Source organism: Collinsella sp. AM38-1BH (assembly GCF_003467545.1).
GTDB lineage: Bacteria > Actinomycetota > Coriobacteriia > Coriobacteriales > Coriobacteriaceae > Collinsella.
This window is the reverse complement of sequence record NZ_QSHC01000003.1, coordinates 1-12736: the sequence shown is the minus strand read 5'-3', so window position 1 is coordinate 12736 and position 12736 is coordinate 1. Positions and strand designations below refer to the sequence as shown.

At 57.7% G+C, this 12736-nt stretch carries 8 protein-coding genes; 6 read left to right on the top strand and 2 right to left on the bottom strand.

From position 1 onward, the window contains the following. Positions 1 to 19 precede the first annotated feature (19 nt). The gene (locus tag DW870_RS02220) at positions 20 to 724 is read left to right on the top strand and encodes a hypothetical protein (RefSeq protein ID WP_117876788.1); all 705 of its coding nucleotides are present in this window, start codon (positions 20 to 22) and stop codon (positions 722 to 724) included. A gap of 186 nt (positions 725 to 910) precedes the next feature. Here the strand turns inward: DW870_RS02220 and DW870_RS02215 are convergent, their stop codons facing one another. Continuing rightward, positions 911 to 2239, bottom strand: a complete 1329-nt coding sequence (locus DW870_RS02215) for a hypothetical protein (protein ID WP_117876786.1) — start codon at positions 2237 to 2239, stop codon at positions 911 to 913. A gap of 887 nt (positions 2240 to 3126) precedes the next feature. Then, positions 3127 to 4509, bottom strand: a complete 1383-nt coding sequence (locus tag DW870_RS02210; RefSeq protein ID WP_117774272.1) for an RNA-binding domain-containing protein — start codon at positions 4507 to 4509, stop codon at positions 3127 to 3129. A gap of 641 nt (positions 4510 to 5150) precedes the next feature. On the opposite strand from DW870_RS02210, the gene DW870_RS02205 reads away from it, so the two are divergent. Genes DW870_RS02205 through pelG form a run of 5 tightly spaced genes read left to right on the top strand, consistent with a single transcriptional unit; the run spans position 5151 to position 12707 of the window. Next, on the top strand, positions 5151 to 7289 hold the full coding sequence (locus DW870_RS02205; protein ID WP_117876784.1) for a DUF4118 domain-containing protein: 2139 nt from the start codon (positions 5151 to 5153) through the stop codon (positions 7287 to 7289). Then, on the top strand, positions 7286 to 8191 hold the full coding sequence (locus DW870_RS02200; RefSeq protein ID WP_117876782.1) for a hypothetical protein: 906 nt from the start codon (positions 7286 to 7288) through the stop codon (positions 8189 to 8191). Before DW870_RS02205 ends, DW870_RS02200 begins: the two co-directional genes overlap by 4 nt. Further along, positions 8188 to 10068: a DUF2194 domain-containing protein gene (locus DW870_RS02195; RefSeq protein WP_117876780.1), complete on the top strand. Its 1881-nt coding sequence runs from the start codon at positions 8188 to 8190 to the stop codon at positions 10066 to 10068. The genes DW870_RS02200 and DW870_RS02195 overlap by 4 nt, the downstream gene beginning before the upstream one ends. Further along, on the top strand, positions 10065 to 11492 hold the full coding sequence (gene pelF, locus DW870_RS02190) for a GT4 family glycosyltransferase PelF (protein ID WP_117876778.1): 1428 nt from the start codon (positions 10065 to 10067) through the stop codon (positions 11490 to 11492). Before DW870_RS02195 ends, pelF begins: the two co-directional genes overlap by 4 nt. Before the next feature lie 3 nt (positions 11493 to 11495). Beyond that, complete coding sequence (gene pelG / locus DW870_RS02185) at positions 11496 to 12707, top strand: exopolysaccharide Pel transporter PelG (protein WP_233547378.1); 1212 nt, start codon at positions 11496 to 11498, stop codon at positions 12705 to 12707. The last annotated feature ends 29 nt before the right edge of the window (positions 12708 to 12736 follow it).

Here is a 12736-nt window from a genome sequence, read left to right as displayed (position 1 = left end):
TATTATGAAAGGTAATCTTATGGCAAACGCAGAGGAATCAACTAAGGCCGGTCTATCGCGCTTGCAAGACGACGCAAGGCCGACTATTTGCAGCGACTCTCTCGAACTTATTTCGAATATCGCAGAGGTTGGCCTGGACGAAATTCTCCAAAACGAGTTCTTGAAGGACATCCCCGTCATCTCAAGCCTAGTGAGCATCTACAAAATCGGAAACAATATCCACAATGCGCATCTGCTGAAGAAGTATGCGTGTTTCCTCGATGAGTTCAACCGCGACTCTTTTGAAAATGGCTCATGGAACAAGTACAAGCAATACTTTGAAGAGTCAAATAGGAAGCGCGATATTGAGTACCTGCTTATCCTGCTCGAAAGATACATTGAGGAGGACAAAGCGCGGCGACTAGCAAAGATTTATGAGGCCTACCTAGATAAAGAAATTAGCTGGGACGATCTTCGTTTGTTTGCAGAGACTTTGGACAGATTTCTACCTGGAGACTACGAAATGCTTCGAGAAAAGGAAACTTTTCAGACGCTCAGAGGCAGAGATGCAGAAGTTCTTCTTCGATTAACCGGACTGGGATTGCTGATTGAGGATATCCATCGGCAGCAGTGGGACGTAGTAGATATGACGCTCATCTTCGACGATCCCGACGAAATTGAGAAAGAAGAAAGGGTTTATCGTAGGACCGAATTTGGAAACAGGATGGTATCTATACTTGGCTAGCTACTGCAGACAGCAATCTGAGCGCGCTCTTGTCGTCTTGGTTAAACTGCTCGGATCTACCAGTGATTTTTACTGCATTAGGCATTCGTAAAGGGAATCGGTTCTTCACGATTCGCATCCTTTCTAGTGCTGCCTTTATTTAATGATCGAGATATGCTCGGCGACTGCGGTGTTCTGCCCCTTAGGTTACAGACGGTTGTTTCTATTGAGCTTCCAGAGGAAATACATGGGGTTCTCTTTTGCCTTGGCTTCTCGCAAGAAATCTGCGGATTGAGATGCAACGGCCCCTATGCCGGCAGCCCCGAGGAAGGCCATGGCATCAGAAGGTGATGCGATTCCGTATTGCCCCAATGTAAAGCTCGCAATTCCGATAGCGGCTTCAATGACTGCGGAGGTGACTAATCGGGATCGCTCGTTTTTCATCACTAAAGATATCTTGTGAAGCTCGGGCTCAATTAGGTCGTTCTTCAGGTCAGCTAATGTCGAGGTGTCGATGGGCCTTTCGCTCAGGCCTTTGGACAAGGTATCCCTAAACACAAGAAACGACTCTTCGTTTCTAATGCGGCAATCAAGGATGCTACGCAACGTTGCATTTTCAGCAATGGGGAGGGGGCAAGATAACCGGCGAATGGGTATGGTCTGATCTTTTCGAGGATAAAGGGTGGAAGTTGCGGACTCGAGGAACTCAATCTGAGCTGGACGAGTGGTTAAATACGAGCTATTCGAAAAATAGGGATTGACGAGGGCTTGAAAGCAATCGTCCAACAATGGCAGTAGGATAGTCAAGATGCCGCCTTTCTCCAGCATGTCTCTATCCAATCGCGTTTCGCCTTGGCTTGCATAGAGCGATTCGTATTCAGACGGGATTACCAGGAAATCGACATCCATCTCATCATGGGACCCATATGCATCCATTCCCTCAATCGCTACATACAGATTCCCATCTGGTGCTTGTTTTAAAGTGCACGAGGTAGAGGAACAGAATTGTCGTACGAGTTCATCCCAATAACTCGATATCAATCCTTTTGCTTTTGATTCTCTTTCGATTTGTCGCGCTAGGCAATCTTTGCAAAGAGGAATGTAATTGCTCGAAAATCCGAGTATTCCAGCTTTGACTATGTCTTCGACTCGCATGGTCAAATAGATCCCGAATGCAAGTTCATCGACTGAGACATAATCATCGTGCCCCATTTCGAATGCCGATTCTATAGGGCAATGAATCAGTGTTTTATCTGCATACAATGCTGAGAACTTTGCCAAATGGTAAATGTTTTGCTCTCGACAGGCATAGTCAGTGCAGGGGAATTTGCCTCCTTCAAGGGTGGAGTCAACAGAAAAATTGAACAGGGATTGATTTTCGATTTTTTCGATTGGGATAAGGGGTGCAAGGCCCCTAATAAAGGCGTCGAACCTCCTTTGCCCCAGTTCTTCTAGGTACGCAATTATTTCGGCAAGAGAGCTGTTCTTGAATGCGGCTAGATAAGAATAAAGGTCATCGTATGCATGAGTCGCCATTTCGCTCACCTACACTTTCGGAAAGAGTTTTGCGTCGTTATTTCCGAGGCGTCGTTGGGCTCGCAATCGACTCTAGTGTGCAGCTGTTTCTCGACGTACTCCCTCATGTTCTGCCTCCACATGTAACTAATTGATTTGCTATGTGCCATTATGAATGGTATATAGCAAATCAATTAGTTACATTTAATGGAGCATTGCGAGCGTGGCGCGCGCAAAGAAGAGTCGTTGTATGGAGGCTTCCGGCAACGGCCTTTTGTACGTCCGTGACTGTTGGGTGCTATCGCGGATGACGTCATTGTTGCCTGCACTCTCGATCCAAGGATGTAATTACGGAAGTGCGGGGAAAATCGAGAACCTTCGAGCACAACGCGATTTTTAGCACCAAAACCGCAGTTCGCGGAAGCGAAAACTGGGGCCTGGTTAGCATTTCTTCGATTTTCCCCGCACTTCCGAATTTGACCCCTTGCCGCACCTTGATCACGTCTTCAAGTGGCTGGTTCATCGCTAATGGAGTTTTCTGCGGTGCTTGAATTGCGGTGTTGTGATTAGGGCAAAAGGCTCTTGGCTCCGGGGAGGCTCATCGCACGAAAATTCAAGTTGCTGCTGAAGTAGGGCTTGCTTCGGCAGCGCTAACAATAAGGGCGGCTCTGCTAGTCTCGGGAGACCGCGGCATTCGGCGGGCCTGCCGAATGCCGCGATCAGTAGCGGTCAGTAGCGGTCAGTATATTCTTCGGAGCCGTTTCTCTGGGCTTCGGCGGACTTGCCAACTCGCGCTTGGGCACTACTCAGTAGATTACTCAGCAGTGCCCAGTAGATTACTCAGTAGTGCCCAGCAGGGGGAGGGCAGCAAACGCAATGGGCCTGTTTCCCGGCTAGGACCTGCAGCCTCAAACTTCGCTTGGCATCCTGTAGAACTGGTGCGGGTCTTTCGGGCTTTTCCCTACCCATTCCAACAGGCCTCGCCCGGCAAGGTCTTTCAGAGTCTTCGAGGCCGTTTTCCTACCGACATTGGACTCCCGCGCGAGGTCGGAGGTCGTGATTTTCCCCTGAGCGGCGGCAATTGCCATCGCTGCTCGTTCGCGCTCGCTGAGGAGCGGTCGGTTGTCGGCCGCGGTTCTCCTGAAGGCCGCTTTCTGTAACCCAGGACGCTCGAAGACGACGACGGTGCTGTTGACGGTCTGCTCGAAGCGGAACCTCACGCCGGCTGCCTCGCAGGCCTCCTTGATGCGCGGTATGCCCGTGCCGTACTGCTCGATGACGCCGGCGCGGAACAGGGTGCGCGCGATCGCGGGGTTTCGGAGGCCGAACTCGCTCGCGGTACCGTCTAGGTGCTCTTGCGGCGAGTCGCCCTCGGGGAACAGGCCCGGGCTCACGATCTGGACGGTGTCCATGAACACGTTGACCTCGACGGCGGTGCCGGTGGTGTAGTCGCGGTGGCACAGCGCGTTGGCAACCGCCTCGCGGATGGCCTCGGCCGGGATCTCGGGGATCTCCTTGCGGTACATGCCCGTCTCGCCGATGACGAACTCGCGCCTGATGTTCGACGTCACGAAGTACTCGGCGAAGTCGAGCAGCTTGAGCATGGTGCCGCACTCGCGGCGCAGGTCGAGGATCTTGGCCTTGGTGTTGCCGCCCAGAAGCCCCAGCTTCATCCTGGGGTAGGTGTCGGATCCCTCGCAGAACAGCTCCACCGCGGCGTTTCTTAGGCTGCCGTCGGGCGCGACGAGGTCGAGCCTTGCCAAGGTGTCCTCCACGCCGGCGAACCCGCCGCCCACGCGTCCGGCCCTGCCGCCGCGCGCGACGAAGTCGCGCACCGCCTGCTCGTCGGCGTCGGAGACGGGCCTGCCGGACGGCAGCGAGTCCCACGGGCTACGGGCGCGCTCACGCTTGACGACCATGGCGCTCAGCTCCGAGGCCGACAGCGCTTTGTTCGAAGTCCCCACGCGGGTGAAGTAGCGTCCGTCGGCGGAGTAGGGGGCGTCGGCACCTGAGAAGGCAATTTTGATGTATCGCAGCCCATCATCGGCGTCGAGGCACTCGACCGTCGGGAACACCGCGGGCTCGATCTTGTCGGACACCCACGACGTCACCTGGCGCAGCGTTGCGTCGCTGACATCCTGGCCGATGACATCGCCGTTGTCCTTCACGCCGAAGTAGAGCTCGCCGCGGCCGTGCTTGTTCAGCATGGCGCTGATGGCCTGCAGTGCTTCTTTATGCTCGCCAGTGGACTTCTTGAACTCGACGGTCTCGCTCTCGCTGCCCAGGTTCATCCGCGCTGCCTTTCCCGTTCGTTGCTTGTCTCGTTGGATTATACCGTGGTCACCATGGGCGAAAACGTGGAAGCGCGCTTGCTTGCCTCTACCATGTTCTCATGCGCCTTAATGCCCTTTGTGAAGAATCATCCCATTGGGAAACGGGTCCCTATGGAACGATTTTGGTATCAGGCATAGGGGGGGCGCTATCGTGGATGTCGTCACCATTGCCTGCGCCCTCGATCCAGAGATGTAATTACAGAAGTGCGGGGAAAAATCGAAAACCTTCGAGCACAACGCGGTTTTTTTGTATCAAAACCGCAGGTCGCGGAAGCCTAAACGGGGGTCTGGTCAGCATTCCTTTGGTTTTCCCCGCACTTCCGAATTTGGCCTCTCGCCACATCCCGATTACGTCTTAAAGTGGCGCAAAAGCCGTGTGCTCTGCTTGATTTTGCTCAGGAATTATGCCTGAGGGGTAGTGGATTCGCCTTTCTCCGCCGTGCAGCGGCACGTGTAGGGCTCTCTGGCTCAGGCGCGAGTCGCTTCCCGTCTGAAAAAGTTCTTAAAACAGCTTTAAAGTTGCCTTTGGCCTACATTGACAGCGTACAATACGCATGTTTACCATGGCAAAAGCTAAATTTGGGGAGGGGGAGCGCACGGTGGAAGTGCTGGTTGTTGGCAATACCGCGTATGTCGATGACGACTTTTGTGCCAAGGCGTTTCCCGGTGACCATGTTCAGGTCGTGGCGGCCAACGAGGCGCGCCGCGACGGGTCGTCGCTCCATGCGTCTTGGAAAGAGCTGCTGCAGCACCTGGACCAGGCTTACGAATTCGACCGTGTGGTCTACCTCTCTACCTATCTCACGCCGCATACCGAGGCCGTTGGCGACATCGAGCTGCTGCGCTCCGTCTTTCGAGCTTGCATGGGTCGCCAGATTCAGCTGCTGTTTGTGACTGGTCCCATGGGAGCGGACGGTGCGGTGGACGTTGCGGGGCAAAACGGCAAGGGCATCATTGCCCGTGCGGCCAACGACCTGTGCCGCTACTATGCGGTCCGCGACGGCATTCAGGCCAAGATCTTGCGCGTGCCGTATCTGTACACCGCCTCGCCCACGCTGGAAGACCCGATTTTGACCCCGCTGTTCGAGGCGTGCTCGCAAGGCTCTGCTGTCATGAGGGCTGGGGCGGACTCACCGCTCGGTGCCCTCTGCGCCGAGGAGCTGGCCGTTCTGGTGCGTCGCATCTTCGACAGCTGGGATGCCACATTCGAGGAACTCGAGGTTCCGGATAGCTTTGCCCACACCGTGGGAGACCTGGGCGAGGCGCTCAAGGGCTTGTTCCCGGGGCTCGACATTACCTACGACGGGGACGCCGTCGTCTCCATTGCTCCGAGCGATACCGTCCGCACGCGCTACGGGTGGTTCCAGCGCTATGACGTGCTGCGCGATCTTTCGACCATACACGCCCGCTGGGAGCAGACCCTCGCGGGCAAGCGCCATCCGCTGCGTGCCGCCATCGACCGCATGCGCGGGCGGACACTGCCCATCAAATGCCTGGAGACCGCGCTGGCCTGGGTGCTCTTTGAGGGCCTGGAGCTGGTGTTTTCGCAGTCTGCTCAGCTTAACGTGCTCGACTACCGCCTGCTGTACGTGGTACTGATCGGCACGCTGTATGGGCTCGATTTTGGCCTGGTTGCGGCGCTGCTGGCGTCGGTGGGTTTGGCCGCGAGCTACTTTACTCAGTACGGTTATACCTTCCAGGGTCTCTTTTACGAGCCGTCCAACTGGCTGCCGTTTATTGCGTACTTTGTGGTGGGTGCCGTGTGCGGCTATGTGCAGCTGCGCAACAGCGAAGCCATTAGGGCGGAGCGCGATCAAAACGAGCTCGTGCGTAATCGCAATACGTTCCTCACACAGCTTTACCACGACGCGATCGAGGACAAGCGCGCGTACAGGCGCCAGATTGTGGGTCGCCACGACAGCTTTGGCAAGATCTTTGCCGTGACGCAGGAGCTCGACGTACTCAACCCACGCGACATCTATCGCAAGTGCTGCGAGCTTCTGGGCGAGATCCTCGAGAACGATTCGGTGGCGATCTACCATGTTTCGGGCGGGGCATTTGCACGCCTGGTGGCGGCAAGTCCCGCGATTGCCGAAGATGCCGCACGCTCGCTCACGCTCGAGCAGCTTGCACCTCTTTTGGGCGACGGGGGTCGTTCGAACCTGTGGGTGAACCGCGAGCTGACGCCGGGGCTTCCCATGTTTGGATACACGATCGAGCGCGACGGGGCACCCGCCGTGTTGATCTTTGTGCGTAGTGCGGCCGAAAACCAAATGACCCTCTATTATCAAAATCTGTTCCGCATCTTGTGCGGGCTGGTCGAAAGCGCGCTGGGCCGTGCCTTTGACTATGAGGCGGTGGCGCAGGATAAACGCTGCGTTGACGGCACTTGCGTGCTCAAGCAGGCGGCCTTTGGCCAAGAGCTCGCGGCGGAGCAGGCGCTGGCAGATAGCAAGATGGGGAGTTTTTTGCTCCTGCGCGTGGTACCGGGCATGGAGCCTGTCGGCGAGCTGGTGGGCGCAATTGGGTCGGCAATCCGCGAGAGCGACGCGGCGGGCTTGGTCGACGGCAACGTGCTCTACCTGCTTATGCGCCAGGCAAAGGCGTGTGATCTTCCCATTATCCGCGAGCGCCTGAGCGCAAAGCAGATTGCGGTGGAGCCCGTCGATGGCGAGGACATCGTGGCGTTGCTGCAGCACATCTCTTACACCGGTGACGGTGAGGGGGGTGCCGCTTGATCTCGCTTGTCGTTGCTGCCGTCTTGCTGCTGATTCATGCGCTGGTTTGCCTGATGCTGTGGACGCTCATGAAGCTGGGCCTGCTGCCGGCGCGCGGGCACATGCTGGCTGTGATAGTGTTGGTGCCGCTGTGGGGCCCGTTGCTGGTGGTTCTGCTATCGGTCCGCAGCGCGGTGTTTGGCGAGGGACTGAAAGAGTCTGCGCTGGAGTCGCTGCGCTTCAACGACGACCTGCATCGCAGCATCCTAGTGTACGAACGTGATGCCGATGCAGGCGTAGTGCCGCTCGAGGAGGCGCTCATCGTCAACGACCCGGCATACCGGCGCCGCCTAATGCTTTCCATGCTCACCGAGGAGCCCGACGCGTACCTGGCGCAGCTGCAGGCGGCTAAGCTTAACGACGACGTTGAGGTGGCGCACTATGCCGCGACGGCGGTGGCGCAGATCTCCAAGGAGTCTGACCTTAAACTGCAGCAGCTGGAGCGTGCCTTTAAGACGGACCCGAGCGCGCAAAACCTCAACGAATACTGCGATTATCTTGGTGAATACTTGGGCTCGGGCTTGGCTGAGGGGCATGTGGCTCAGATTCAGCGCCAACAGTACGCGCGCCTGCTTGCGCGTCGCTACGAACGCGAGGATACCCTTAAGCTGCGCATTCGATACGCGACGGCGCTGGCCGATGTCGGACAGATCGACGAGGCGCAGACCGTGACCGACCAGCTGGTGCTCGACGTGCCCGAGGAGCAGGAGGTTTGGATGCTTTGCCTGCGCCTGGCCGTGATGCGCCGCGACGGTGACGAGGTCCACCGTGTGATCGACGCGATCGACAATCAGCATGTGTATTTGAGTGCCGCCAACCGCGAACAGTTGGCGTTTTGGCGCGACGGGGAGGAGGCCAGATGAGCGTGGTGCAACATATCCGCGACCGTGCAGACCGCTTTCGTTGGATGGGGCTGCTCGTAGTGTGGGCTGTTTTTATCGTCATGGCCGCCGTGCTGCTGATCGAACGCGCCGGCGTGCAGTACAGCGCTGGACAGCACAAGCTGGGCATGCTCGCCGCCAACGACGCGGTGCCGGCCTCCTCGGCAATCTTTGGCCAAAAGCCCACGTGCCTGGTCATTACCGATTCCGATCAAGCTGGCGTCGAGGACGTAAAGGAACAGTTCGACCAGATCCTGCTCGACATGAAGATCGCGCACCGCGACGTGGACCTTGTCCTGGATGGTGCGGATGCCATTCCCTCGCTGACCTCCTTCGATCGCGTGATCTTGCTCATGCCGTCGCTCGATGGGCTCGGTACGCACCTGAGCGACATTATGAGTTGGGTGAGTGCCGGCGGTTCGCTTATGCTCGCCATGCCGCCGGATAACTCGAGCTATCTGCAAGTGATTGCCTCCAAGCTTGGCATTGAATCGGCCGGATATGACTATGTAAAAGCCGAAAGCATTGTGCCGAGCGAGGACTTTATGTTGGGCGGGGGAGAGCGCTACGAGCTCTCGGACCCCTTTGATTCGTCGCTTTCGGTTTCGCTGCGCGAGACGGCGCACGTTTGGGCCAAGACCGGCGATGCGGGCGCCCCGCTCATTTGGTCGAATGACTGCGGTAGCGGGCGCACCGTGGTATGTAATATCGGTATCTATGACAAGGTCATGCGCGGCTTTTACGCCGCGGCGATCAGCCTGCTGGGCGATGCCACGGCATATCCGGTTATCAACAGCGCTGTCTTTTATCTGGACGACTTTCCTAGCCCCGTGCCCTCGGGCGATGGTACTTATATCAAGCGTGACTACGGCCTTTCCATTGCCGATTTTTACACCAAGGTCTGGTGGCCCGATCTGCAAAAGCTCGCGCAAAAATACGGCATTCGCTATACCGGCGTGATGATCGAAAACTACGAGGACGCGGTCAACCAGACCGAGCCCGCGCGCCAACCCGATACCACGCAGTTTCGATATTTTGGCGGCATGCTGCTGCAGATGGGCGGCGAGCTGGGCTTTCACGGCTACAATCATCAGCCGCTTGCGCTCTGGGACACCGACTACGGTACGTTGTACGTCTACAAGACCTGGAAGAACAAAGAGACGCTCGTCGCTTCGCTCAACGAACTTATCGCGTTTCAGGACGAGGTCCTGCCCAATGCTCGTGGCTCGGTTTACGTGCCGCCGTCGAATATCCTTTCGGCCCGCGCGCGCAAGCTTATCGGTACCGATGTTCCGCGCATTAAGACCATTGCCAGTACGTATTTTGAGGATGGCACCGACCTGCCGTACGTGCAGGAGTTTGGCGTGGCGAGCGATGGCATTGTGGAGCAGCCACGTATTGTTTCGGGCGGCATGGTCGACGATTCCTATATGCGCCTGGCAGCCGTGTCCGAGCTCAACATGCACTACGTGAGCACGCACTTTATGCACCCGGACGACCTTTTGGACCCCGATCGCGGAGCCAAGGAGGGCTGGGGGGTCTACAAGGGCGGCCTGGTCGACTTCCTGGAGTGGCTTACCAAATCCGCGCCCGATCTGCGGCACCAGACGGCGTCGGAGTGCTCCGGTGCCATCCAGCGCTTTTCGTCGGTTACGGTGAGCGTGGATACCAGCGCGGATGCCTGGGCGCTCAGCCTGGGCAATTTCCACGACGAGGCGTGGCTCATGTTCCGCGCCAATAATGGCGAGCCGGGTGCGGTGACGGGTGGCGAACTGACGCACCTTACGGGCAGTCTGTATCTGCTCAAGGCCACGGACAAGACGGTGACCATTGCGCGCAAGGAGGGTGGCGATAAATGAGAATCTGCTTGGTACTCGAGGGTTGCTACCCCTATGTGCACGGCGGCGTATCTACCTGGATGCATGGCTATATCCAGGCCATGCCCGAGCACGAGTTCGTGCTTTGGGTAATCGGCGCGCATGCTGCCGACCGCGGCAAGTTTGTCTACGAGCTGCCCGGCAACGTGGTCGAGGTGCGCGAGGTGTTCCTGGACGATGCCCTGCGGCTTTCGGGCGAGCAACATGAAGCCAGTTTTAACGACCGTGAGCGCGAGGCGCTACGCCGTCTGGTGTCGCTTTCCAATCCGGACTGGGACGTGTTATTCGATATCTTCCACCGCCGTCGCGTGCATCCGCTATCGTTTTTGCAGAGCCGCACGTTTATGGATATCTTTCGCGACGTGTGCCTGGCCGAGTATCCCTACACGCCCTTTGCCGATGCATTTCACACCATGCGCTCCATGTTGCTGCCCGTGCTCTACCTGTTGGGCAGCGAGGTGCCGGTGGCCGATGTGTACCATGCCATCTCGACCGGCTACGGCGGCCTGCTCGCCTGTCTGGGCTCGAGCGTTCACCATGCGCCGGTGCTGCTAACCGAACACGGCATCTATACCCGTGAGCGCGAGGAAGAGATCATTCGCGCCGACTGGGTGGTGCCCTCGTTTAAGGACCGCTGGATTCGCTTTTTCTACCTGCTTTCGGAGGAGATCTACCGCCGCGCCTTCCGCGTGACCAGCCTATTCCACAACGCCCGCAAGACGCAGATCGATATGGGCTGCGATGCGGACAAATGCCTGGTCATTCCCAACGGCATCCAGTTCGATCGCTTTAAGGATATTCCCTTAAAGACCGATGACGGCTGGGTGGACATTGGCGCGGTGGTGCGCCTGGCGCCCATCAAGGATGTCAAGACCATGATTTATGCCTTCTTTGAGCTGCACGAGCGCCTGCCCAAGGTGCGCCTGCACATCATGGGCGGCGTGGACGACGAGGAGTACGGCGCCGAGTGCCACGCGCTGGTCGAAACCCTGGGCGTGCGCGACCTGATCTTTACCGGCCGCGTCAACGTGGTCGAGTACATGGAAAAGCTCGACTTTACCATTTTGACGAGCATCTCCGAGGGCCAGCCGCTCAGCGTGCTGGAGTCGCTTGCAGCGCGCCGTCCCTGCGTGACGACTGAGGTGGGCTGCTGTCGCGAGCTGCTCGAAGGCGCCCCGGGAGACGACTTTGGCGTGGCGGGTTTTGTGACGCCGCCCATGTATCGCAAGGGCTTGGCCGATGCCATGGAACGCATGTGCACAAGCCGCGCTCGTCGCATTGAGATGGGGGAGCGCGGCCAGCGTCGCGTTGCCACGTACTTCTTGCACGAGCAGATGCTTGCCAACTATCGCGCGCTGTACGACGAGACGGCGCGTGCGTTTGACCTGCCCAGAGAGGGGGAGTAGCCGGTGGCCGGAATAGGTTTTGAGCTCAAGCGCCTGTTTAGGCGCAAGGGCCTGTTTGCCACGATGCGCGCTTACGGCTACGCCGGCATTGTGTGCACGGGCCCCATGCTGCTGGGCGTGCTGCTTCAGGTGGGTATCTTGGTGCTGTGCGGTCTGTGGGGCGTAGGGCGTGCCAACCAGGATCTGCTGGTGTGCATGGTGACCTACACACTGCTGGCCTCGCTTACGCTCACGAGCTTTTTCTCCATGTCGGTCACGCGTTTTTTGGCTGATATGTTGTTTGCCGAGCGCGAGGACGAGATTCTTCCCTCGTTTTGGGGCTCCAATGCTGTCATGCTCGTTGCGGGCACGGTGCTCTACGGCGTCTTTTTGCTGTTCTCGGGCGCCACGCTGCTGCAGGGGCTGCTGTGCCTGTGGCTGTTCAACATTATGATCGTCAACTGGAACGGCATGAGTTACCTCACTGCCATCAAGGATTACCGCGGTATCCTATGCAGCTTTGCGGCTGCCATTGGCGTGGCGTGCCTGTGCGCCCTGGCCGCGCTGGCGCTGGGACTGCCGCCGGTCGAGGGCCTGTTGGCGTCAATTGCTCTGGGCTACGGCGTTATGCTCGCCTGCGACGTGGTGCTGCTGTACCGGTATTTTCCGCAGAGCGAACGCAGCCCCTGGCTCTTTTTACGGTGGCTTGATCAGTTTATGCCGTTGGCGCTCACGGGCTTGTTCACCAACCTGGGCCTCTTTGCGCACTTGGTGATAATTTGGGCCGGTCCCATTGGCGTGCTGGTCAAGGGCTTGTTTTATGGTGCGCCCTACCACGATGTGCCGGCGCTCATCGCGTTTTTGACGATCCTGGTCACGTCCGTCAACTTTGTGGTCTCAGTCGAGGTCAACTTTTATCCGCGTTACCGCGACTACTACAGCCTGTTCAACGACGGTGGCGTGGTGGGCGACATTGTGGTGGCCGAGGAGGAAATGCTTGCCACGCTCAACCGAGAACTACGGTTTTGTGCGCTCAAGCAGCTGTTTGTGACGGCGGCGGTCATTTCGCTCGAGACCACGGTGCTCTCGGCCCTGCCGCTGGGCTTTAACAACCTGATGCACGGGTATTTTCGCACGCTGTGCGTGGGCTATGGCCTGTATGCCGTGGGCAATACGTTGTTGCTCATCTTGCTGTACTTCACCGACTGGTACCGTCAAGATTCTTTCGCAAATTGATCGAGGCGGCCTCGGCCCCGCCTTGCTCT